Consider the following 22,466-nt stretch of genomic DNA (forward strand, 5'->3'; position numbering starts at 1 on the left):
CAGTTGCTATGTCCCTATATTAATGCCCTATGGCAGTGCGCCTAATTAAATAGGGTCACACCCCGTATGTTTCTGTTGCGCCCTACTGCGCGTGGGGGTATTGTCCGATCCTGCACTGCAACATTAGAACGCAGTCTTTACTGCGGAGCACGCCATGCCCCAAATCCTTCCGAACGATTCCTGTCCCACCCCCAAGGCGACCCCGATCGATGCCAGCCGCATCGGTCTGCCGCCTGCCCAGGGCCTGTACCACCCCAAGAACGAACATGACGCCTGTGGCGTGGGTTTCGTGGCGCATATCAAGGGCAAGAAAAGCCACGCCATCATCCAGCAAGGCCTGAAGATCCTGGAAAACCTGGATCACCGCGGCGCGGTGGGCGCTGACAAGCTGATGGGCGACGGCGCCGGCATCCTGATCCAGATTCCCGATACGCTGTACCGCGACGAGTTCGCGCAGCATGGCGTCACGCTGCCGCCGCCCGGCGAGTATGGCGTGGCGATGGTGTTCCTGCCCAAGGAAACCGCCTCGCGCCTGGCCTGCGAGCAGGAGCTGGAACGCTCGGTGCGCGCCGAAGGCCAGGTTGTGCTGGGTTGGCGCGACGTGCCGGTGGACGTCGACATGCCGATGTCGCCCACCGTGCGCGACTGCGAACCCGTGATCCGCCAGCTGTTCATCGGCCGCGGCGCCGACGTGATGGTGCCGGACGCGCTCGAGCGCAAGCTGTACGTGATCCGCAAGACCGCCAGCCACGCCATCCAGAACATGCACCTGGCGCATGGCAAGGAATACTTCGTGCCCTCGGCCTCGGTGCGCACCGTGGTCTACAAAGGCCTGCTGCTGGCCGACCAGGTCGGCCGCTACTACCGCGACCTGGCCGACCCGCGCACCGTGTCGGCCCTGGCGCTGGTGCACCAACGCTTCTCGACCAACACCTTCCCGGCCTGGCCGCTGGCCCACCCGTACCGCATGATCGCCCACAACGGCGAAATCAATACGGTCAAGGGCAACTTCAACTGGCTGCGCGCCCGCGAAGGCATGATGCAGTCGGCGGTGCTGGGCGACGACCTGAAGAAGCTGTACCCCATCGTCTACGAAGGCCAGTCGGACACCGCCACGTTCGACAACTGCCTCGAACTGCTGGTGAACTCGGGCTATTCGCTGGCCCACGCCATGATGATGATGATCCCGGAAGCCTGGGAGCAGCACACGCAGATGGACGAAAGCCGCCGCGCTTTCTACGAATACCACGCCGCCATGATGGAGCCGTGGGACGGCCCCGCCGCGGTCGCCTTCACCGACGGCCGCCAGATCGGCGCCACGCTCGACCGCAACGGCCTGCGCCCGGCCCGCTACCTGGTGACGGACGACGATATGGTCATCCTGGCCTCGGAAGCCGGCACCCTGTCGATTCCCGAGAACCGCATCGTCAAGAAGTGGCGCCTGCAGCCGGGCAAGATGTTCCTGATCGACCTGGAACAGGGCCGCATCATCGACGACGCCGAGATCAAGCTGCAACTGGCCAACAGCCGGCCGTACCGCCAATGGATCGAGCGCCTGCAGATCAAGCTGGAGTCGCTGCCGGCCCCGCGCCAGGCCGCTGTCGCCACGCAATCGTCGGTGTCGCTGCTGGATCGCCAGCAGGCTTTCGGCTGGACCCAGGAAGATTACAAGTTCATCCTGGAACCGATGGCCTCGACCGGCGAGGAAGTGATCGGCTCGATGGGCAACGACGCCCCGCTGGCTGTGCTGTCCGACCGCGCCAAGCCGTTCTACAACTATTTCCGCCAGCTGTTCGCCCAGGTCACCAACCCGCCGATCGACCCGATCCGTGAGCAGATGGTGATGTCGCTGGTGTCGTTCATCGGCCCCAAGCCCAACCTGCTGGACATCAACAACGTCAATCCGCCGCTGCGCCTGGAAGTGTCGCAGCCGGTGCTGGACTTCGCCGCCATGGCGCAGATCCGCGACATCGAGCAGGTGACGGGCAAGAAATTCCGCAGCTACGAACTCGACATCACCTATCCGGCGGCCTGGGGCTCCGAGGGTATCGAAGCCCGCGTGGCGGCGCTGTGCGCGCGCGCCGTGGACGCGGTGCAAAGCGGCTACAACATCCTGATCGTGTCCGACCGCCTGGTCGATAGCGAACGCGTGGCGATTCCGGCGCTGCTGGCCACCTCGGCGGTGCACCAGCACCTGATCCGCGCCGGCCTGCGTACCAACACCGGCCTGGTGGTGGAAACCGGCTCGGCCCGCGAAGTGCATCATTTCGCGCTGCTGGGCGGCTACGGCGCCGAAGCCATCCACCCCTACCTGGCGCTGGAATCGCTGGGCAAGATGAACGACCCGGACAAGGCCGTCAAGAACTTCATCAAGGCGATCGGCAAGGGCCTGAACAAAGTGATGTCCAAGATGGGCATCTCCACCTACATGTCGTACACCGGCGCGCAGATCTTCGAAGCGGTCGGCCTGCAGAGCAGTCTGGTGAACAAGTACTTCACCGGCACCGCCTCCAACATCGAAGGCATTGGCATTTTCCAGGTGGCCGAGGAAGCGCTGCGCCAGCATCGCGCCGCGTTCGGCAGCGACCCGGTCCTGGCCAACGACCTGGATGCGGGCGGCGAATACGCCTACCGCGTGCGTGGCGAAGAGCACATGTGGACGCCCGACTCCATCGCCAAGCTGCAGCACGCCTCGCGCGCCAACAACTACCGCACGTACAAAGAGTACGCGCAGATCATCAACGACCAGAGCCGCCGCCACATGACGCTGCGCGGCCTGTTCGAGTTCCGCTTCGATCCGTCGCGCGCCATCCCGCTCGATGACGTCGAACCGGCCAAGGAAATCGTCAAGCGCTTCGCCACCGGCGCCATGTCGCTCGGCTCGATCTCGACCGAAGCGCACTCGGTGCTGGCCGTGGCCATGAACCGCATCGGCGGCAAGTCCAACACCGGCGAAGGCGGCGAGGACGAACTGCGCTACCGCGCCGAAATGCGCGACGGCCGCAGCGGCATCAAGGACGGCGACACGCTGGCCTCGGTGCTGGGCTCGGATCGTATCGAAGCGGATGTCGCGCTCAAGAAGGGCGACTCGCTGCGCTCGAAGATCAAGCAGGTGGCCTCGGGCCGCTTCGGCGTCACCGCCGAATACCTGTCGTCGGCCGACCAGATCCAGATCAAGATGGCGCAGGGCGCCAAGCCCGGCGAAGGCGGCCAGTTGCCCGGCCACAAGGTCTCGGAATACATCGCCAAGCTGCGCTATTCGGTGCCGGGCGTGGGCCTGATCTCGCCGCCGCCGCACCATGACATCTACTCGATCGAAGACCTGGCGCAGCTGATCCACGACCTGAAGAACGTCAATGCCAAGGCCTCGATCTCGGTCAAGCTGGTGTCGGAAGTCGGCGTCGGCACGGTGGCCGCGGGCGTGGCCAAGGCCAAGGCCGACCACGTCGTGATCGCCGGCCATGACGGCGGCACGGGCGCCTCGCCGGTGTCGTCCATCAAGCATGTGGGCACGCCGTGGGAACTGGGCCTGGCCGAAACCCAGCAGACGCTGGTGCTGAACCGCCTGCGCAGCCGTATCCGCGTGCAGGCCGACGGCCAGATGAAGACCGGCCGCGACGTCGTCATCGGTGCGCTGCTGGGCGCCGACGAATTCGGCTTCGCCACGGCCCCGCTGGTCGTCGAAGGCTGCATCATGATGCGCAAGTGCCACCTGAATACCTGCCCGGTGGGCGTGGCCACGCAGGATCCGGAACTGCGCAAGAAGTTCCAGGGCAAGCCCGAACACGTCGTCAACTTCTTCTTCTTCATCGCCGAGGAAGTGCGCGAAATCATGGCCCAGTTGGGCATCCGCAAGTTCGACGACCTGATCGGCCGCGCCGATCTGCTCGACATGCGCTCGGGCGTGTCCCACTGGAAGGCGCAGGGCCTGGACTTCACCCGCGTGTTCCACCAGACCCAGTCCGACGCCGACGTGCGCCAGACCGAAACGCAGGATCACGGCCTGGCCGGCGCGCTGGATCACCAGTTGATCGAACGCAGCAAACCGGCGCTGGAACGGGGCGAGAAGGTCTCGTTCATCGTGCCGGTGCGCAACCGCAACCGCACCATCGGCGCCATGCTGTCGGGCGCGGTGGCGGCGCGCTACGGCCACGACGGCCTGCCCGATGACACCATCCACATCCAGTGCAACGGCACCGCCGGCCAGAGTTTCGGCGCGTTCCTGGCGCACGGCATCACCATGGATCTGGTGGGCGAGGGCAACGACTACGTCGGCAAGGGCCTGTCGGGCGGCCGCATCATCGTGCGTTCGCCCAATGATTTCCGCGGCTTCGGCCCCGACCACATCATCGCCGGCAACACCGTCCTGTACGGCGCGCTGGCGGGAGAGGCCTTCTTCAACGGCGTGGCCGGCGAACGCTTCGCGGTGCGCAACTCGGGCGCCGCCACCGTGGTGGAAGGCACTGGCGATCACGGCTGCGAATACATGACGGGTGGCACCGTGGTGGTGCTGGGCGCCACCGGCCGCAACTTCGCCGCCGGCATGTCGGGCGGCGTGGCCTACGTGTGGGATCCGGAACGCACGCTCAAGCAGCGCGCCAACCTGTCGATGGTCGAACTGGAACCCGTGCTGCCGCATGCCGAGCAACAGGCCCAGAACAACATCGACGTCTGGCACAGCGCGCAGCGCGGCGGCGAGCGCGAAACCGATGAAGCCATCCTGCGCCGCCTGGTGGAAGACCACTTCCGCTACACCGGCAGCTTCCGCGCCCGCGAAATCCTGGGCGACTGGGAGGCCTCGCGCGGCAAATTCGTAAAGATCATGCCGACGGACTACCGCCGCGCATTGGGTGAAATGTGGCGTGCAGCCAACCCGCAACAACTGGCTGCGTGAGGGATACCATGGGAAAGATTACCGGCTTTATGGAATATCAGCGCCTGCAGGAGGCCGCCGAGGCCCCGCAGAAGCGCTTGAAGAACTGGCGCGAATTCGTTCTGCACCTGACCGACGACCAGGCCAAGCAGCAGGCGGCGCGCTGCATGGACTGCGGCATCCCGTTCTGCAACAACGGCTGCCCGGTCAACAACATCATCCCCGACTGGAATGACCTGGTGTACAAGCAGGACTGGCGCCGCGCGCTGGACGTGCTGCACTCCACCAACAACTTCCCGGAGTTCACCGGCCGCATCTGTCCGGCGCCGTGTGAAGCCGCCTGTACCTTGAACATCAACAGCGACGCCGTGGGCATCAAGTCCATCGAGCACGCCATCATCGACAAGGGCTGGGAAGAAGGTTGGGTCGTGCCGCAAGTGCCGGCGCGCAAGACCGGGAAGAAGGTCGCCGTGGTCGGCTCGGGTCCGGCCGGCCTGGCTTGCTCGCAGCAGTTGGCGCGCGCCGGCCACTCCGTGACGCTGTTCGAGAAGAGCGACCGCATCGGCGGCCTGCTGCGCTACGGCATCCCCGACTTCAAGCTGGAAAAGCACCAGATCGACCGCCGCATTTCGCAGATGGAAGCCGAAGGCGTGGAATTCGCGCCCTCGACCTACATCGGCAACCCGTCCGACCCGGTGGCCGACGGCCTGACCGTGCGCACGCCCGAATCGCTGCTGGCCGAATTCGACGCCGTGGTGATGAGCGGCGGCTCGGAAACCCCGCGCGACCTGCCGGTGCCGGGCCGCGAGCTGTCGGGCGTGTACTTCGCCATGGACTTCCTGCGCCAGCAGAACAAGGCCGTGGCCGGCGACCGCCTGGCCAACCAGACGCTGACCAAGGGCAAGCACGTGGTGGTGATCGGCGGCGGCGACACCGGTTCCGACTGCGTCGGCACCAGCAACCGCCACGGCGCCGCGTCGGTCACGCAGTTCGAACTGCTGCCGCAGCCGCCCGAGTCCGAGAACAAGACCATGACCTGGCCCTATTGGCCGCTGAAGCTGCGCACCTCGTCCTCGCACGAGGAAGGCTGCGAACGCGACTGGTCGGTGACCACCAAACTGCTCAAGGGCAGCAATGGCAAGGTCGAGAAACTGGTCGGCGCCCGCGTCGAGTGGTTCAAGGACGACTCGACCGGCCAGATGAAGATGCGCGAGGTCGAAGGCTCGGAATTCGAGATCAAGGCCGACCTGGTGTTGCTGGCCATGGGCTTCGTGTCGCCGGTGCAGACCGTGCTGGACGCTTTCGGTGTCGACCGCGACGCGCGCGGCAATGTGCGTGCGAACACCGACGACTACCGCACCAACGTGGAGAAGGTCTTCACCGCCGGGGACATGCGCCGCGGCCAGTCGCTGGTGGTCTGGGCGATCCGTGAAGGCCGCCAGTGCGCGCGCTCGGTGGACGCCTACCTGATGGGGTCGAGCGAACTGCCGCGCTGATCGCGCCCCTCGAAAAAGGCCGGGCCTCGCGAGAGGCCCGGCCTTTTTCATGCATCCGGGACGCCGATCCCCGGGTTCACGCGCCGCCGCGCTGCAGGCGCGGCCCGGACACCGCGGCACGCGCGAGCCAGTACACAAGGCCCGCCACCGCGAAGCTGGCCGGCGCCGCGAACGTGGCGGCCAGCCCGTTCACATGCATCAGCGCCAGGCCGCTGACCGCCCCCGCGAACCAGGCGCCCAGGCCACTGCGGTTATAGGCGCTGCCGCCGCCCGCCGCCTCGGGCGCATCGCCGGCCGCCAGAATGTGCACCAGCGCCACCGCGACCCACGCCACCACGAAGATGCCCTGATAGGCGAGCGCCTGCAGCAGATACGCGAACACGTCGAACAGCATCAGCGCATACGACACCAGGCCCACGATCACCGCCCACACCGCCTTGGACGGACCGCCCAGGCCGAAGCGCGCGAAGAAGGCCTGCATGTTGATGGTGGCCAGGTAATAGTTGGCGGTATTGATGCGGGTCTGCGTCACCCAGACGAAGAACAGGCCGCCCAGCCCCATCAGCTTGAGCAATGCCAGCACCACCGACACTTCGCTCAGGGCGCCGTCGCCCGGGATGATGCTGACCAGGTAGATCCCGGCCACGCCGTTGAGCAGGAAGGTGACCAGGTAGAACGGCATGCCGAAGTTGTAGCGGCCATGGTAGCGCGCGTCCTCGCGGCGGCCGAAGCGCGCGTAGTCGAAGGTGAACATCATCAGGATCCATACGCCCATGTAGTACACATAGGCATCCCACCAGCCGCCCGCCACCGGCCCGCCGGCCGGGCCAAAGGCCAGCCAGGCGTCGCTGTAGCCATATTCGCGCGTGGCCAGCGCCACCGCCAGCAGCAGGCCGCCCAGGTAGAACGGCAGCAGCACACCGTTGAACTTGTCGAGCCAGCGCTGCACGCTGCCGAAGATCAGCAGCACGCTGTAGATGACCACCATCAACGCGAACGCCCAATAGGGCACGGCGGGAAACATGTGGTGCGCGGCGACCGCCATCACCGAGCCTTCGAACACCGCGTAGTAAATGGCGGTGGCGAAGAAGATCAGGGTGGCCAGCGCCGCGCCCGAGGTGCCGAACACGGTGCGCGAGAACAGCGCCACCGATTGGCCGGTGCGTATCGCGTAACGCGAGATCACGGCGTTGATCAGGCCATAGGAGATCACCGACAGCACCATGCCGATGATGGCGTTGCGGGCGCCGTAGTTGAGCGCCAGCGTGGCCCCGACCACGATGTAGAAGATGGCGCTACAGACGGCCCACCAGGCCATGGTGAGCGGGAATCGGCCCATGCGGTCGGCATCGGCTACGGTGGCCAGGGAGGTGTCCCGGTCGGAGGATGAGGAGCTGGAAGCAAGGTTGGCCATGGAGGCTCTCCTGACGTGCTGAAGAACCGCGGAACGCGGACGGGTACGGCATGCAGCATGTGAAACGGGAAAAGCACAGGCGCGAGCGCGCCCGCCCGGCCTGTCGCGACAGGCCGGAGGGAAAGCGGCAATCAACGGGAAAGCGGGGCGGCGATCAGCCCAGGGCGGCGCGCAAGCGTTCGAGGCGGGCGCGGTAGTCCTTGCGGGCCTGCAAGGCCGCCGCCAGCGTGATGCGCTCGAAGCGGGCCTGCTGGTTGGGCTGCATCTGGCCGACCTTGTCCAGGTCGGCGCTGATCACCGTGCCGATCATGGCGTAGCCGCCGCCGGAAACGGCATCGCGGTGCAGGATGATGGGTTCCACCCCGGCCGGCACCTGGATCGACCCGATCGGATAGCAGGCATCGACGATGTTGGACGGGTCCGCCCCCGCGCCAAAGGGTTGCTCGCGCGGCTGGAACTTGAGCGCCCGTCCCTTCTTGTAGCGGTAGCCAATGCGGTCGGCCTCCGAGGTCACGCTCCAGGCGTCCTCGTAGAACGAGGCGGCCGACTCCGGCATCAGGCGGTGGTCGTACAGACCCGGCACCACGCGCAGCACCTGTTCCTTGGGGCATTCGCCGGCCAGTTCCGCCGGCAGCGCGCGGCCGGCCCGCGCCCCGGGACGCGGCGCGCCCACGCGCAGGCGGTCGCCGGCCTGCAGGCGGCGGCCCTCGAAGCCGCCGATGGCGCCCAGCGTGTAGGTCGAGCGGCTGCCCAGCACCTCGGGCACGTCGATGCCGCCGGCGATCGCCAGGCAGGCGCGCGCGCCGGCCTGCACGAAGTCGAACGACAACCGGGCGCCGGCCGGCACCGCCAGCGCGACGTTGCAGGCCTGCGCCTGGCCGTCGATCCTGGGCACCATGGTGGCGCCGGTAACGGCGATCACCGCGGCGCGCGTGAAGCGCAGTTCGGGGCCCATCAGCGTGCATTCCAGCACGGCGGCGTCCTCGGGGTTGCCCACCAGCAGGTTGGCGGCGGCCAGCGCGTACTGGTCGAGCGCGCCCGACGGCGGAATGCCGAGGTGGTAGTAGCCCTGGCGGCCACGGTCCTGGACCGACGTCGCCAGCCCGGGCTTGATCACTTCGATGAGCGGTTCGTCATGCGACATGGAGCGTCTCCAGAAGGCGGGCGTTGTACTGCTGCGGCGCGGCCATGAATTCGGCCAGCGAGAACGACACTGGGCGGATGTCGAGCCGGAAGGTGCCGGCCTCGACCTCGGCCACCGCGGCGTCATAGTCGGCACGGCTGATCGGCTTGAACTTGACGATGTCGCCGGGACGGAAGAACACCATGGAATCGCGCAGGTGCGCCTGGCGCTGGGCCGGCTCGAAGATCGGCGCGGGCGTCACGCCGAACATCTGGTAGCCGCCGGCGCCGCGCACGGAATAGATGCAGGCGAAGCAGCCGCCATGCCCCACCGTGTGCTTGGGCGTGTCGGTGCGCGGCCGCAGGTACTTGGGCACTTCGAGCTGGCGCTCGCGCTCGACCATCTGGAACATGAACGGCAGGCCGGCCACGAAGCCGACCATCGACACGAACCAGGGCGCGCTGGAATGCGCCGCGATGAACTCGTCGACATCCGCAAAACCGTTGATGCGCGCGGCGTATTCCAGGTCGGTCGAGTCCGGGTCCTGGTGGCGCTCGCGAAAACGCATCAGCGTCTCGTGAGTCCAGGGGTCGTTGTAGAGCACCGGCACCTCGATGATGCGGGTGTCGAGCCGCAGGTTGTCCAGGTCGATGGAAGCCTCGATCTCGCGCAGGATGGCCAGCATGGCCTCGGGCGCGACCTGCTCGGGGTCGTAGCGGATCTGGTAGGAAGCGTTGGCCGGGCAAATCTCGCTGACGCCGGGCACGGCGCGTTCGCGCAGGGCGCGGGTGATCGCCATGCCCTTGAAGAACGCAGCCAGCGACATCGATTCGCTGATCTCGGCGAAGATGAATTCATCGCCGCCATGGGTGTAGCGCACCGTCATTGGGTTCCCTCCCGCTGCTGCATCCAGCTTTCCAGATAGTTGGTGTGATAGTCGCCCGCGATCACGCCCGCGTCGGCCACCAGGGCGCGGTGCAGGGCCAGCGTCGACGGCACGCCTTCGAATTCGGTTTCGTCCAGCGCCCGCGCCATGCGCGCCAGCGCGGCGGCGCGATCCTCGTCCCAGACGATCAGCTTGGCCAGCAGCGAATCGTAATAGGGCGGCACCACGCTGCCGGCGTACACCATCGAGTCGATGCGCACCCCCGGGCCGGCCGGCCAGCGCACGTGCGACACGGTGCCGGGGCCAGGCGCAAAATTGCGCGCCGGGTCTTCCGCATTCAGGCGACATTCGATGGCGGCGCCGCGCATGACGATGTCCGATTGCGCGAGGCGCAGCGGTTCGCCGTCGGCAATGCGCAGCATCTCGCGCACCAGGTCGATGCCGGTGATGGCCTCGGTGATCGGATGCTCGACCTGGATGCGCGTATTCATCTCGATGAAGTAGAACTCGCCGCGGACCTCGTCGTACAGGTATTCCAGCGTGCCGGCGCCGCGATAGCCCACCGATTCGGTCAGGCGCAACGCCGATTCGCACAACGCCTGGCGCAGCGCGGGGCTGAGCGCCGGCGACGGCGCTTCCTCGAACACCTTCTGGCGGCGGCGCTGCAGCGAGCATTCGCGTTCGAACAGATGCACCGCGCGCGTGCCGTCGCCCAGCACCTGCACTTCGATATGGCGCGCGCGCGGCAGGTAGCGTTCCAGATAGACGCCGCCGTCGCCGAACGCGGCGCGCGCCTCGGCCTGCGCCATAGGGATGGCTTCGCGCAGTTGCGCCTCGTCGGCCGCCACGCGGATGCCGCGTCCGCCGCCGCCGGCGGACGCCTTGATCATCAGCGGATAGCCGATCTGCGCCGCGTGGCTCAGGGCCTCGTCCAGCGAACCGACCACGCCCTCGCTGCCCGGCACGGTGGGCACGCCCGCCGCCTTGGCGCAGGCGCGCGCCGCGGCCTTGTCGCCCATGCTGCGGATAGTACGGGCGTCGGGGCCGACGAACACCAGGCCGGCGTCGGTCACGGCCTGGGAGAAGTCGGCGTTCTCGGCCAGGAAGCCATAGCCCGGATGGATCGCGTCGGCGCCGCTCTCGCGCGCCGCCGCCAGCAGGGCGTCGGCGTTCAGATAGCTGCGGCTGGCATGGGCCGGCCCGATATGCACGGCCGCGTCGGCCAGGCGCACCGCGAGCGCGTCGCGGTCGGCATCGCTATAGACGGCCACCGTGCGCATACCCAGTTCGCGCGCGGCGCGGATCACGCGCAGCGCGATTTCGCCGCGATTGGCGACCAGCAGCGTGTGGATGCGGCGGGGACGGTAGAAGGATTGCACGCCCATGCCTCAGCCCTCGATCCGCAGCAGCGCCTGGCCGGGTTCGACCGGATCGCCGTCGGCCACCAGGATCTCGGCGACCACGCCGCCGATCTCGGCCTCGATCTGGTTGAACTGCTTCATCACCTCGACAATGCCGACCACGTCGCCGGGCTTGACGCTGGCGCCGACCTCGACGAACGGCGCGGCGTCGGGGCTGGGACGACGATAGAAGGTGCCGGGCAGGGGGCTCTGGATCTCTTGCTGCGACATGGTTTTCTCCTTGGAATGTGTAGGAATGTTGGGCGGATCAGGACAGTTGCGGCGGCGCGATGCGGATACCGCGCGCCTCCAGGCGGGCCCGGGTGGCCTGCACCAGCGCCAGCGCGCCGGGGGTATCGCTGTGGATGCAAACGGAATCGAAACCGATCGGAATATCGCGGCCGTCCACGGTGCGCACCTTGCCTTCGGTACACGCGCGCAACACCTTGTCGGCCACCTGTTCCGGATCGAGCGCCTGGGTGTAGCGCGTGAACACGATCGAGCCGCTGCTGTCGTAGTCGCGATCGGCATAGAACTCGCGCACCACCGGCAGGCCCATTTCGCGCGCCACCTTGCAGGTCAGCGAGTTCTCCATGCAATACAGCATCAGCGTGGGCTCCAGGTCGCGCAGCGTCTGCACCAGCCGGCGCGACAGGGTCTCGTCGCGCGCGGCCCGCATGTAGAGCGCGCCATGCGGCTTGACGTGCTGCAGCCGCAGGCCATGGAGGCGGGCGAACTCGCGCAGCGCGCCGACCTGGTAGACGATGTCGTTGACCAGCCCTTCGGCGTTCTCGTTCAGGTCGCGGCGGCCGAAGCCGACCAGATCGCGAAAGCCCGGATGCGCGCCGATGCCGATGCCGTGTTCGCGCGCCATCACCACGGTGCGGTTCATGATGTTGGGATCGCCGGCATGAAAGCCGGTGGCGATGTTGGCCGAGCTGATCAGCGGCATGATGGCGTCATCGACGTCATCGCCGATCTTCCAGGAACCAAAGCCCTCGCCCATGTCGGAGTTCAGGTCTATCGTCGCCTTGCTCATGAAACAGGATCTCCTTCCATTTGCGGGCCGGTGGCCCGCGCAATGCCTGCACAGTAGCGAAGCGCCCAGGGGATAAAAAGTTCTTTTTTTGGATCAATGCTTATCTGAATTTTTGATGCCCCACATTGCGCACCAAATCAGGGCGATTGCCAGATTCCTATGAAATTTCAGGGATTTCCCTGAGATTCGCTGCACCCCTGTGATGCGGATAAACAGATATTCTGGTGGATGACTATCTATTAATCAGATATTGCCGCCATGTCACTCACCCTCCGGCAGCTCAAATATTTCGTCGCCGCCGCCGAACTCGGACAGATATCGCAGGCAGCCATCCAGTTGGCGATCTCGCAATCGGCCGTCACCACGGCGATCCGCGAACTCGAGGACATCGTCGGCTCGCCGCTGTTCCTGCGCAGCGCCAGCGGGGTGGCGCTGACCGAGACCGGGCGCGGCTTCCTCAACCATGCCTACAACATCCTGTCGTCGGTCGACGAGGCGCTGCGCATGCCCAGCGCCGATGGGCGCGAAAGCGGGCGCCTGCTGCTGGCGGCGTCCTACACCGTGATTGGCTATTTCCTGCCCTATCACCTGCAGCGCCTGTCGCAGCTCTATCCGAACCTGGACATCCAACTGCACGAGCTGAACCGCAACGCCATCGAGGAAGGCCTGATCGCGCACCGCTACGACATGGCGGTGCTGCTGACCTCGAACGTGGTGAACCCGGAACTGGCGGTCGAGCACTTCTTCGGCTCGCCGCGGCGGCTGTGGGTGGCGGCGCGCCATCCGCTGCTGGCGCGCGACACCGTGACGCTGGAAGACGTGGCCCACGAGCCATTCATCATGCTGACCGTCGACGAGGCCGCGCATACCGCATTGCGCTACTGGAGCGAGACGCCGTTCCGCCCGGACGTGCGCCTGCGCACGTCGTCGGTCGAGGCGGTGCGCAGCATGGTGGCTAACGGCGGCGGCGTGGCGGTGCTGTCGGACATGGTCTATCGCCCCTGGTCACTGGAAGGCCGCCGCATCGAGACCATCCAGTTGAAGGACCCGATTCCGCCGATGAACGTGGGGCTGGCATGGCGCAAGGGCGCCGAGGTCACCGGACCCATGCGCGCCGTGCGCGACTATTTCCGCCATGCGTATGCGGTGCCGCGCGGCACCGACACCCTGCGCTGAGTCCGATTCAGCGCGCAGTTGTGGCGCAGCAACCACGCGCCATGTCCCCGCTTGATACACGTCAAGACCGGCTTTTCCCGCCTCTGCGAACCTGAGTGCCTGCATTCACGCAATACACGGAGAGAGGAAAATGTTCGCGATGTATCGGCGCACCCGCGCCCTGGCCCTGGCCACTGCCTGCGGCGCCACCCTGATGCTTGCCGCCCCCGCCCACGCCCACGAAGCCGGCGATATCCTGTTCCGGGTCGGCGCCACCCAGGTGCGTCCCGCGTCCAACAACGGCACGGTGCTCGACGGCAGCGTCAAGCTCGACGCCAGCAACAACGTGCGCCCCAGCTTCACGCTGGCCTACATGGCCACGCGCAACATCGGCATCGAGCTGCTGGGCGCCTGGCCGTTCCAGCACGACGTGCGCGGCAGCGGCCTGGGCAAGATCGGTTCCAGCAAGCAGCTGCCGCCGACACTCAGCCTGCAATGGCATATCCTGCCCGACAGCATGGTCCAGCCGTACATCGGCGTGGGCATCAACTACACCAAGTTCTTCGACACCAAGGCCGAGGGCGCGCTCAAGGGTTCCGACCTGAAGATGGGCGATTCCTGGGGCGTGGCCGCGCAACTGGGCGCGGACATCAAGATCAATGAACGCTGGTTCATGAACGCCGACATCCGCTACATCGACATCAAGTCGAAGGTGAAGCTCAACGGCGAGCACATCGGCACCGCCCGCATCAACCCGTGGGTCGCCACGCTGGGCGTCGGCTACCGCTTCTGATCGCCTCCCGCCCCAGGCTACTGGCGCCGCTGCGCCAGTAGTTGCCGCAACGCCTGCAATGCAGGCGTTTCGTCGTCTGCGCGCCAGATCAATCGCGTCTGCGCACGGCCGTGTTTGCCGGACAGCGGCGTCACGCGCAGCGACGGCTCCGCGCCCAGCAGCGCCAGCACCGAGCGCGGCACGATCGCCACGCCCGAACCCGCCGCCACGCATGCGACGATGGCGTGGTACGACGCGAACTCCATCACCTTGCCCGGCGCCACGCCATCCTGGCCGAACCATGATTCGAGGATGCGGCGATACGAGCAGCCCGCGGCGAACGCGATCACGCTACGCTCGCCCACATCCTTGGGGCCATGGATCGCGGGCCAGGCCAGCGGCGAGATCAGGGCCAGCTCTTCGTCGAACGCCGGCTGCTGCGCCAACCCTTGCGACTCGAACGGCTGCGCCACGAACGCGGCCTCGATCTCGTAGTTGCGCACCATGGCGGCCAGCGCGCCCGAGGTGCCCGTCACCAGCTCGATACGCACCTGCGGCCAGGCCGCGTGATAGGCCGCCAGGATCGGCGGCAGGCGCGCCGCGGCCGTGCTTTCCATAGTGCCAAGCCGCAGCAGGCCTTGCGGCGCGCCGTCGCGCACCGCCGCCTGGGCCTCGGCCGACAGGCGCAGCAACCGGTCGGCGTAGGACAGCAGCACGCGCCCCTGTTCCGACAGCACCAGACGCCGGTTCTGGCGCCGGAACAACGGCGCCTCCAGCGAGGCTTCCAACTGCTTCAGGCGCGTGGACACATTCGACTGCACCCGGTTCAAGTGGGCGGCGGCGCGCGCCACGCCGCCCTGTTCGGCCACGGCCTTGAAGATCTGCAGCGCGTCGAGGTCCAAGTTTCTCATTTCAAGAACTCTAGTTCTTAATAATTCACTATTCAAGATATGAGTACAGCCGTAGAGTGGGAGCCATGTCAAGCGCTATCTCCCCTGATCCCGCCCGCCCGCGCGGCGCCCTCGCCCTGGCCTTGCCGGCCGCGCTGGCGCTGGCCGCCGCCATGGGTATCGGCCGCTTCGCCTTCACGCCGATCTGGCCGTTGATGGCGCAGGAAGCCGGCCTGTCGCTGGCGCAGGGCAGTTGGCTGGCCTCGGCCAATTACGCCGGCTATCTGCTGGGTGCGTTGGCCGCCGCCGCGCGGCCGCCACGCCATCCGCGCGCCACGCTGGCCGCCAGCCTGCTGGCCGTGGCGCTGCTGACGCTGGCCATGCCTTGGTGCCATGGCGTCCTGGCCTGGAGCCTGCTGCGGCTGGCGGCGGGCTACGGCAGCGCCAGCGCTTTCATCTGCGTGGCCGCGACGCGGCGCGTGGGTCCCGGCGACCCGCGCGCGCCGGCGGTGGCAGCCATCACCTACGCCGGGGTCGGCGCCGGCATCGCGCTGACAGGCCTGGCCTGTCTGGCGCTGATGGCCGCAGGCGCCGGCGCCAATGCCAACTGGACCGCGCTGGGCGCGCTGACCCTGGCGCTGTCGACACTGGCCTGGGCCGGCCTGAAACAGCCGGCGGCGGCCCGCCCGCAGGGCGCCGCGCCGGCCCCGGGGCCGCTGCCGCCGGGCCTGGGCCGGCTGGCGTTGCATTACGGCGTGTTCGGCGCCGGCTACATCATCCCCGCCACCTTCCTGCCGGCCATGGCGCGCGAGATCATCCCCGATCCCGCGGTGTTCGGCTGGGCTTGGCCGCTGTTCGGCCTGGCCGCCGCGCTGTCCTGCCTGCTGGCCCCGCGCGTGGCCCGGGCCCGCGACGACAAGACGGTGTGGCGCGGCGCGCAGGCGCTGATGGCGCTGGGCATGCTGGCTGTCGCGCTGTGGCACAACATCACCGCCGTCATTGTCGCGGCGCTGCTGGTCGGCGGCACATTCATGGTCATTACACAATCGGGCATGCTGGTGGCCCAGCGCCTGGCCGGGGCCGCCGCGCCGCGGGCCGCCGCCGTGATGACCTCGGCGTTCGCCGCCGGGCAGATCGTGGGGCCGCTGCTGGCCTCGGGCGCCGCGCGCTGGGGCGCGACGCTGCCGCAGGTGCTGGCCGGCGGCGCGGTCCTGTTGGCGCTGTCGGCCTGGCGCTTGGGAAAAATCAGCGCCGCGGGCAGCAACGCTGGGCATAATGCGATGGGTTCCCAGGAACCACCACATTAAGAATGAGGAGTCACCCCAGCATGAAATCGTTCCGTCCCCTGATCGCCGCCCTGGCTACCTGCGCCGCCCTCGGCGGCACCGCCCAGGCCCAAGCCACCGACTGGCCCACCAAGCCCATCACCATGATCGTGCCCTACGCGCCGGGCGGCTTCGCCGACACCCGCGTGCGCCTGCTGGCGCGCAAGCTGGGCGAGTCGCTGGGCCAGCCGATCGTGGTCGAGAACAAGGCGGGCGCGGGCGGCGTGGTCGGCACCAACCTGATCGCCAAGGCCGCCCCCGACGGCTACACCATCGGCACCGGCAACCTGGCGCCGATGGCGGTCAACCCGTCGTTGATGAAGGACATGCCGTACGACCCGCAAAAGGACCTGGCCCCCATCATCCTGATCGAAACCAGCCCGCTGGTGCTGAGCGTCAACAACGAGCTGCCGGTCAAGTCCCTGGCCGACCTGATCGCCCTGGCCAAGAAACAGCCAGGCAAGCTGTCGTTCGGCTCGTCCGGCGTGGGCGGCGCGCACCACCTGTCCGGCGAAATGTTCCGCGAACAGGCCAAGATCGACATCGTGCACGTCCCCTACAAGGGGGGCAGCCTGGCCGCGACCGACCTGATGGGCGGCCATATCTCGATGATGTTCGAGATGGGGTATTCGGCGCTGCCCGCCATCCAGGGCAAGAAGATCCACCCGATCGCGGTGACGTCGGCCCAGCGTCTGGCGGTGCTGCCGGACGTGCCGACCATGGCCGAATCCGGCCTGCCGGGCTTCGAGTCGTACAACTGGCAGGGCATCGTCGCCCCCGCCGGCACGCCGGCGCCCATCATCGCCAAGCTCAACACCGAATTCAACCGCATCCTGAAGGAAGCGGACGTGCAAAAGGCCATCGCCGACACCGGCAGCCAGGCCGGCGGCGGCACGCCCGAGGAATTCGGCGCCTTCATCAAGAATGAAACGGCCAAGTGGGCGCAGGTCATCAAGGCTGGAAACATCCAGCTCCAGTAAACCAACCAGGAGTATCCCCATGACATCCCGCCTGCTCGACCGGCTCCCGCTCGACCACCCCATCATCCAGGCGCCCATGGCGGGCGGCGCGACGACGGTGGAACTGGTGTCGGAGGCGTCGAAGGCGGGGGGTCTGGGTTCCCTCGGGGCCGCCTATATGAGCCCTGAACAGATCGAGGCGGCCGTCGCCGCGATCCGCCAGCGCACCGACCGGCCATTCGCCATCAACCTGTTCGCCACGGTCCCCGAGGCCGCATTCACGGGCGATGCCAGCCGCATGCTGGCGCTGCTGGCGCGCTACCATGCCCAGCTCGGCCTGCCGCCCCCCGTGGCGCCCGGGCCGCAACCCGACCCGCTGCCCGGCCAGATCGAGGCAGTGCTGCGGCTGCGTCCGGCCGTCTTCAGCTTCACCTTCGGTCGCATGCCGGCCGCCGCACTGACGCGCTGCCGCGAACTGGGCATCCTGACGGTCGGCACCGCCACCACCGTGCGCGAGGCGGTAGCGCTGCAACAGGACGGAGTCGATGCCATCGTGGCCCAGGGCGCCGAGGCAGGCGGGCATCGCGGCACCTTCCTGGACGATTTCGAGCATTCGCTGATCGGCACCATGGCCCTGGTGCCGCAGATGGCCGACGCGGTGTCGGTCCCGGTGATCGCCTCGGGCGGCATCATGGATGGCCGCGGCATCGCCGCCGCGCTGGCCCTGGGCGCCGCCGCGGCGCAAATGGGGACGGCCTTCCTGGCCACCGATGAAGCCGGTATCGGCGAGGCCTACAAGGCGGTGCTGCCGGCCTCCCGGCCGGAACAATCGCGCATCACCCGGGCCTTTTCCGGCCGGCCGGCGCGCGGGATCGTAAACGCCTTCATGCGCGACGCCGACCAACTATCAGACGATATCCTGCCATACCCGCTGCAAAACGCCCTGACCCGGCCGATGCGCACCGCTGGCGGCAAGGCTGGCAATATTGCCGTCCTGTCGCTGTGGGCCGGGCAGGGCGCGCCCCTGGCACGCCGCGAAAGCACCGCTGCCCTGATGGCACGGCTGGTACGCGAGACGGCCGCCGCGCGCGGCCACGCCTGACACCGCCGCGGCGGGGTGGGAACGGGCCGGGACGGCTCGGATTGTTCCTAATGGCGAAAACACTGTTCCACGAACAGGCATATCCCACTGCGGTGACAATTGGTCGGGCTACAATGGCCCCTCGCCGCCGGGTGCGACTGGTTTTTCCGCGTCCCCGGCATATGAGTAACAGGGCGCTTCCCGACGCAGCCCGTCTCGCTCGCGCCGGCCGGATTCCCGCCCCGCACGAGCGCGGCGGCAGGGCATCCGCCACCGAAACACCCGTTTGTTGCCCATGCCCGATCAAACCCGCAGCACCCCGGAATTCGCCCTGCGCCTGGAAGGTGTGGCGCTAGGCTACGGCGATTTCACCGTCTTGCGCGACATTTCCATGGAAGCGCGTCCGGGCCAGGTGGTCGCCATCATGGGCGGCTCGGGCTCGGGCAAGACCACGCTGCTGCGGGCCGCCACCGGCCAGCTCACCGCGCAACAAGGCACGGTGCGGGCGTTCGGCCAGGACATCGCCCAGGCCACGCCGGCCGGGTTGCAGTCCCTGCGCAAGCGCATGGGCGTGCTGTTCCAGCAGGGCGCGCTGTTCACCGACCTGAACGTGTTCGAAAACGTCGCCTTCCCGCTGCGCGAACATACCAGCCTGGCCGAATCCGAGATCACCACCCGCGTGCTGGACAAGCTCGACGCCGTCGGCCTGCGCGCCGCCGCCCACCTGAAGGTGGCCGAGATCTCCGGCGGCATGGCGCGCCGGGTGGCGCTGGCCCGCGCGATCGTGCTGGAGCCCGAACTCATTCTGTACGACGAGCCCTTCGCCGGCCTCGATCCGATTTCGCTGGGCATCACCGCCCGCCTGATCCGCAGCCTGGCCGACCGCCTGGGCTGCGCCTCGGTGCTCATCACCCACGACGTGCACGAGTCGTTCGCCATCGCCGACCAGGTCTATCTGGTGGGACAGGGCCAACTCAAGGCCGCCGGCACGCCGGACAGCCTGTCGTCCTCGCCGGACCCCTACGTGCAGCAATTCCTCAAGGGCGAACCCGACGGCCCGGTCGCGTTCCAGTATCCCGAAACGCCGGCTTTCCAGAAGTGGCTTTCGCAACAACAAGGGCGCAAGGCATGAGCGGATCCAACAACGCCGTGGGCGCGCTGGGCGGCTGGGTACGCACCCGCATCGCCGGCATCGGCTACTTCACCCGGTTCTTCGGCGCCATGCTGGCGCGCAGCGGCATCGCGCTGTCGCGGCCGCGGCTGGTGTCGCAGCAAGTCCATTTCATCGGCAACTACTCGCTGCTGATCATCGCCGTGTCCGGCATGTTCGTGGGCTTCGTGCTGGGCCTGCAGGGTTACTACACGCTGAACCGCTACGGCGCCGAGGAATCGCTCGGCCTGCTGGTGGCGCTGTCGCTGGTGCGCGAACTGGGCCCGGTGGTCACCGCGCTGCTGTTCGCCGGGCGCGCCGGCACCTCCCTGACCGCCGAGATCGGGCTGATGAAGGCCGGCGAGCAGCTGTCGGCCATGGAAGTCATGGCGGTCGACCCGATGCGGCGTGTGCTGGTGCCGCGCCTGTGGGGCGGCATCATCGCCATGCCGATCCTGGCCGCCGTGTTCTCCATGGTGGGCATCATGGGCGGCTGGGTGGTCGGGGTGCTGATGATCGGCGTGGACGCCGGCGCCTTCTGGTCGCAGATGCAAGGCGGCGTCGATGTCTGGGACGACGTCGCCAACGGCGTCATCAAAAGCCTGGTGTTCGGCGTCACGGTGACGCTGGTTGCGCTGTACGAGGGCTGGCAGGCCAAGCCCACGCCCGAGGGCGTCGCCCGCGCCACCACCCGTACGGTCGTGGTGGGTTCGCTGGCGGTGCTGGGGCTGGACTTCCTGCTCACCGCCTTGATGTTTGGAAACTGATTACGGATCGATCATGTCTCGTGAAAAAACCGATTTCTGGGTAGGCCTGTTCGTCTTGCTGGGCGCGGCCGCGCTGGCGTTCCTGGCGTTGCGCGCCGGCAACTTGAGCACCTTTTCTTTCGCGCCCACCTATACGCTGACGGCCAATTTCGATAACGTAGGCGGCCTCAAGGTGCGGGCCCCCGTGAAAAGCGCCGGGGTCGTGGTGGGACGGATCGCCAAGATTTCCTTTGACGACAAGACCTTCCAGGCGGTGGTCGCGATCAACCTGGAGACCGCCTACCAGTTTCCCAAGGACTCTTCCGCCGCCATTCTCACGTCTGGCCTGCTGGGCGAGCAGTATCTGGGCCTGACGCCGGGAAGCGACGAAAACAACCTGGCCGATGGCGGCAAGATCCGCTATACCCAGAGCGCCATCGTGCTGGAACAGCTGATCAGCAAGTTCCTGTATGGGTCGGCCGAGAAGGAAGGCACGAAAGCGCCGGCAAATTAAAGAGGATCCGTCACGCGCGGCAACAACCCGCCGCTTGACGCACGCTGCAATAAGAATACAAATCTGTTGATAGGGATGCCCTGATCATGAACAAGAACGCTCTCTCCCGAATCGCCACCATCGCCGCCGCCGGGGCGCTGATGGCGGGTTGCGCCGCGCCGCAACAGCCGGATCCGCGCGATCCCTGGGAAGGCTTCAACCGCGGCGTCTACAAGTTCAACGACACCGTCGACCGCGCGGTCTTCAAGCCGGTGGCGCAGGCCTATACCTACGTCACGCCGGAACCGGTGCGCAGCTGCGTGCACAACATCTTCAGCAACGTCGGCGACCTGTGGTCGGGCACCAACAGCTTCCTGCAGGGCCGCGGCCACGACTTCGTCAACACGCTCGGCCGTTTCCTGTTCAACACCACCATGGGCGTGGGCGGCTGTTTCGACGTCGCCTCGGCCAACGGCGCGCGCAAGATCCCCAACGACTTCGGCACCACCCTGGGCGTCTGGGGCTTGGGCCAGGGCCCGTACCTGGTGCTGCCATTCTTCGGCTCGTCCAGCGTGCGCGATGGCGTCGGCCTGATCGGCGACTGGCAGGGCCGCATGCATGGCTACATGGGCGTGAGCGCCATCGACAACGTGCCGCTGCGCAACTCGCTGTGGGGCCTGGAAGTGGTCGACACCCGCGCCAGCCTGCTCAACGCCACCGACACCATCGACCGCGTGGCGCTCGACCCGTACAGCTTCGTGCGCGATGCCTATCTGCAACGCCGTGCCGCCATGGTGAACGGCCAGCGCGCGGATGACGAATCCAACCTGCCCAACTACGAGGACGACGAGGGCTCCGGCGCCGGCCAGGCCAAGGGCGCCCCCGCCCCCGTGACGAATCCCGCGACCAAATAAGCTGTTGGATCGCGTTTTCAGTACAGCAAGGAGTTTCCATGCGGTTTTCTTTTTTCCCCCTGCTCCAGCGTCTGGCCTTTGCCGGTCTGCTGGGTCTGGCGGCTTCGGCCGCCGCGCAGGCGCAACCCGACGCCCACAGCGCGCCGGACCAGTTCGTGCTGGCCGTGGCCAATGAGACCCTGGACGTCCTGAAGGCCGACGGCGCCGCCAAGGCGGGCAACACGGCCCTCATCAACCAGGTCGTCAACGAGCACATCCTGCCCTACGTCAACTTCCAGAAGACCACGCGCCTGGCGGCTGGCCGCTACTGGCGCCAAGCCTCCGAGCAGCAGAAGACGGCCCTGGCCGATGCGTTCCGCGGCACGCTGGTGCGCACCTACAGCGGCGCGCTGACCCGCGTCACGTCCAGCACCAAGATCACGGCCCTGCCGTTCCGCGGCGACCCCAAGGCCGACGACGTGGTCGTGCGCACGCTCATCAGCCAGTCCAATGGCCAACCCACCGGCGTCGACTACCGCCTGGAAAAAACGCCCCAGGGCTGGAAGATCTACGACATGAACGTCGAAGGCATCTGGTTGATCGAGAACTACCGCAACCAGTTCGCCCAGCAGATCAACCAGAATGGCATCGACGGCCTGATCCAGGCGCTGAACCAGCGCAACCAATAGGTCAGGGTCCAGGCTGTTCCCGGCCCGGCGCGCCTTGCGGCCCGCCGGGCCAGTTATTTTGGGGACAATTCACTCCCGTCCG

General features: G+C 67.4%; 19 protein-coding genes. 12 read left to right on the plus strand and 7 right to left on the minus strand.

Annotated features, from left to right (window positions below):
• Nucleotides 1–154 precede the first annotated feature (154 nt).
• Both HV701_RS12590 and HV701_RS12595 read left to right on the plus strand, forming a co-directional pair.
• Nucleotides 155–4,894 carry a glutamate synthase-related protein gene (locus HV701_RS12590; protein WP_175133360.1) on the plus strand — a complete coding sequence of 1,580 codons (4,740 nt, stop codon included), beginning with the start codon at nt 155–157 and terminating at the stop codon, nt 4,892–4,894.
• An 8-nt stretch (nt 4,895–4,902) separates the two neighbouring features.
• A complete protein-coding gene (locus HV701_RS12595) occupies nt 4,903–6,369 on the plus strand; it encodes a glutamate synthase subunit beta (protein WP_175133361.1) in 1,467 nt (488 codons plus the stop codon).
• A 76-nt stretch (nt 6,370–6,445) separates the two neighbouring features.
• On the opposite strand, the gene HV701_RS12600 is transcribed toward HV701_RS12595, so the two are convergent.
• The 6 genes from HV701_RS12600 to HV701_RS12625 all read right to left on the minus strand — a co-directional run bounded on the left by HV701_RS12600 (nt 6,446) and on the right by HV701_RS12625 (nt 12,231).
• Entirely contained in the window at nt 6,446–7,783 is a 1,338-nt protein-coding gene (locus tag HV701_RS12600) for a purine-cytosine permease family protein (protein WP_175133362.1), read from the minus strand.
• Between the two features lie 154 nt (nt 7,784–7,937).
• A complete protein-coding gene (locus tag HV701_RS12605) occupies nt 7,938–8,927 on the minus strand; it encodes a 5-oxoprolinase subunit C family protein (protein ID WP_175133363.1) in 990 nt (329 codons plus the stop codon).
• A complete protein-coding gene (locus HV701_RS12610; protein WP_175133364.1) occupies nt 8,917–9,792 on the minus strand; it encodes a 5-oxoprolinase subunit B family protein in 876 nt (291 codons plus the stop codon). The genes HV701_RS12605 and HV701_RS12610 overlap by 11 nt, the downstream gene beginning before the upstream one ends.
• Nucleotides 9,789–11,177 carry an acetyl-CoA carboxylase biotin carboxylase subunit gene (locus tag HV701_RS12615; protein WP_175133365.1) on the minus strand — a complete coding sequence of 463 codons (1,389 nt, stop codon included), beginning with the start codon at nt 11,175–11,177 and terminating at the stop codon, nt 9,789–9,791. Before HV701_RS12615 ends, HV701_RS12610 begins: the two co-directional genes overlap by 4 nt.
• Nucleotides 11,178–11,180: 3 nt before the next feature.
• A complete protein-coding gene (locus tag HV701_RS12620) occupies nt 11,181–11,423 on the minus strand; it encodes an acetyl-CoA carboxylase (protein ID WP_175133366.1) in 243 nt (80 codons plus the stop codon).
• Nucleotides 11,424–11,460: 37 nt separating this feature from the next.
• Nucleotides 11,461–12,231 (minus strand): 5-oxoprolinase subunit PxpA, encoded by a 771-nt coding sequence (locus HV701_RS12625; RefSeq protein WP_175133367.1) that lies wholly within the window; start codon nt 12,229–12,231, stop codon nt 11,461–11,463.
• A 258-nt stretch (nt 12,232–12,489) separates the two neighbouring features.
• Here HV701_RS12625 and HV701_RS12630 point away from each other — a divergent pair, with 258 nt between their 5' ends.
• Entirely contained in the window at nt 12,490–13,407 is a 918-nt protein-coding gene (locus tag HV701_RS12630) for a LysR family transcriptional regulator (RefSeq protein WP_175133368.1), read from the plus strand.
• Between the two features lie 130 nt (nt 13,408–13,537).
• Complete coding sequence (locus tag HV701_RS12635; RefSeq protein WP_175133369.1) at nt 13,538–14,179, plus strand: OmpW/AlkL family protein; 642 nt, start codon at nt 13,538–13,540, stop codon at nt 14,177–14,179.
• Between the two features lie 17 nt (nt 14,180–14,196).
• Here HV701_RS12635 and HV701_RS12640 read toward each other — a convergent pair whose 3' ends face one another.
• Entirely contained in the window at nt 14,197–15,069 is an 873-nt protein-coding gene (locus HV701_RS12640) for a LysR family transcriptional regulator (protein ID WP_175133370.1), read from the minus strand.
• Nucleotides 15,070–15,134: 65 nt separating this feature from the next.
• Between HV701_RS12640 and HV701_RS12645 the strand changes: the two genes are divergently transcribed.
• The 8 genes from HV701_RS12645 (at nt 15,135) to HV701_RS12680 (ending at nt 22,384) form a co-directional block, all read left to right on the plus strand.
• On the plus strand, nt 15,135–16,355 hold the full coding sequence (locus HV701_RS12645; RefSeq protein ID WP_175133371.1) for a YbfB/YjiJ family MFS transporter: 1,221 nt from the start codon (nt 15,135–15,137) through the stop codon (nt 16,353–16,355).
• 20 nt (nt 16,356–16,375) lie between these two features.
• On the plus strand, nt 16,376–17,353 hold the full coding sequence (locus HV701_RS12650) for a Bug family tripartite tricarboxylate transporter substrate binding protein (protein ID WP_175133372.1): 978 nt from the start codon (nt 16,376–16,378) through the stop codon (nt 17,351–17,353).
• Between the two features lie 19 nt (nt 17,354–17,372).
• On the plus strand, nt 17,373–18,434 hold the full coding sequence (locus tag HV701_RS12655; protein WP_175133373.1) for an NAD(P)H-dependent flavin oxidoreductase: 1,062 nt from the start codon (nt 17,373–17,375) through the stop codon (nt 18,432–18,434).
• A 274-nt stretch (nt 18,435–18,708) separates the two neighbouring features.
• Complete coding sequence (locus tag HV701_RS12660; RefSeq protein ID WP_175133374.1) at nt 18,709–19,545, plus strand: ABC transporter ATP-binding protein; 837 nt, start codon at nt 18,709–18,711, stop codon at nt 19,543–19,545.
• A complete protein-coding gene (gene mlaE / locus HV701_RS12665; protein ID WP_175133375.1) occupies nt 19,542–20,330 on the plus strand; it encodes a lipid asymmetry maintenance ABC transporter permease subunit MlaE in 789 nt (262 codons plus the stop codon). The genes HV701_RS12660 and mlaE overlap by 4 nt, the downstream gene beginning before the upstream one ends.
• A 13-nt stretch (nt 20,331–20,343) precedes the next feature.
• Entirely contained in the window at nt 20,344–20,823 is a 480-nt protein-coding gene (gene mlaD / locus HV701_RS12670) for an outer membrane lipid asymmetry maintenance protein MlaD (RefSeq protein WP_175133376.1), read from the plus strand.
• 86 nt (nt 20,824–20,909) lie between these two features.
• Entirely contained in the window at nt 20,910–21,716 is an 807-nt protein-coding gene (locus tag HV701_RS12675) for an MlaA family lipoprotein (RefSeq protein ID WP_175133377.1), read from the plus strand.
• 38 nt (nt 21,717–21,754) lie between these two features.
• Nucleotides 21,755–22,384, plus strand: coding sequence for an MlaC/ttg2D family ABC transporter substrate-binding protein (locus HV701_RS12680; protein ID WP_175133378.1), 630 nt, complete (start codon nt 21,755–21,757; stop codon nt 22,382–22,384).
• Nucleotides 22,385–22,466 lie beyond the last annotated feature (82 nt).

The organism is Achromobacter pulmonis, assembly GCF_902859765.1.
In the GTDB taxonomy this organism is placed as follows: domain Bacteria; phylum Pseudomonadota; class Gammaproteobacteria; order Burkholderiales; family Burkholderiaceae_B; genus Achromobacter; species Achromobacter pulmonis.

Coding starts and splice junctions, on each gene's coding strand:
- HV701_RS12680 (WP_175133378.1), top strand. CDS start 21,755: ATGCGGTTTTCTTTTTTCCCCCTGCTCCAGCGTCTGGCCTTTGCCGGT.
- HV701_RS12655 (WP_175133373.1), top strand. CDS start 17,373: ATGACATCCCGCCTGCTCGACCGGCTCCCGCTCGACCACCCCATCATC.
- HV701_RS12625 (WP_175133367.1), bottom strand. CDS start 12,231: ATGAGCAAGGCGACGATAGACCTGAACTCCGACATGGGCGAGGGCTTT.
- HV701_RS12635 (WP_175133369.1), top strand. CDS start 13,538: ATGTTCGCGATGTATCGGCGCACCCGCGCCCTGGCCCTGGCCACTGCC.
- HV701_RS12645 (WP_175133371.1), top strand. CDS start 15,135: ATGTCAAGCGCTATCTCCCCTGATCCCGCCCGCCCGCGCGGCGCCCTC.
- HV701_RS12595 (WP_175133361.1), top strand. CDS start 4,903: ATGGGAAAGATTACCGGCTTTATGGAATATCAGCGCCTGCAGGAGGCC.
- HV701_RS12630 (WP_175133368.1), top strand. CDS start 12,490: ATGTCACTCACCCTCCGGCAGCTCAAATATTTCGTCGCCGCCGCCGAA.
- HV701_RS12620 (WP_175133366.1), bottom strand. CDS start 11,423: ATGTCGCAGCAAGAGATCCAGAGCCCCCTGCCCGGCACCTTCTATCGT.
- HV701_RS12600 (WP_175133362.1), bottom strand. CDS start 7,783: ATGGCCAACCTTGCTTCCAGCTCCTCATCCTCCGACCGGGACACCTCC.
- HV701_RS12650 (WP_175133372.1), top strand. CDS start 16,376: ATGAAATCGTTCCGTCCCCTGATCGCCGCCCTGGCTACCTGCGCCGCC.
- HV701_RS12675 (WP_175133377.1), top strand. CDS start 20,910: ATGAACAAGAACGCTCTCTCCCGAATCGCCACCATCGCCGCCGCCGGG.
- HV701_RS12615 (WP_175133365.1), bottom strand. CDS start 11,177: ATGGGCGTGCAATCCTTCTACCGTCCCCGCCGCATCCACACGCTGCTG.
- mlaE (WP_175133375.1), top strand. CDS start 19,542: ATGAGCGGATCCAACAACGCCGTGGGCGCGCTGGGCGGCTGGGTACGC.
- HV701_RS12605 (WP_175133363.1), bottom strand. CDS start 8,927: ATGTCGCATGACGAACCGCTCATCGAAGTGATCAAGCCCGGGCTGGCG.
- HV701_RS12590 (WP_175133360.1), top strand. CDS start 155: ATGCCCCAAATCCTTCCGAACGATTCCTGTCCCACCCCCAAGGCGACC.
- mlaD (WP_175133376.1), top strand. CDS start 20,344: ATGTCTCGTGAAAAAACCGATTTCTGGGTAGGCCTGTTCGTCTTGCTG.
- HV701_RS12660 (WP_175133374.1), top strand. CDS start 18,709: ATGCCCGATCAAACCCGCAGCACCCCGGAATTCGCCCTGCGCCTGGAA.
- HV701_RS12610 (WP_175133364.1), bottom strand. CDS start 9,792: ATGACGGTGCGCTACACCCATGGCGGCGATGAATTCATCTTCGCCGAG.
- HV701_RS12640 (WP_175133370.1), bottom strand. CDS start 15,069: ATGAGAAACTTGGACCTCGACGCGCTGCAGATCTTCAAGGCCGTGGCC.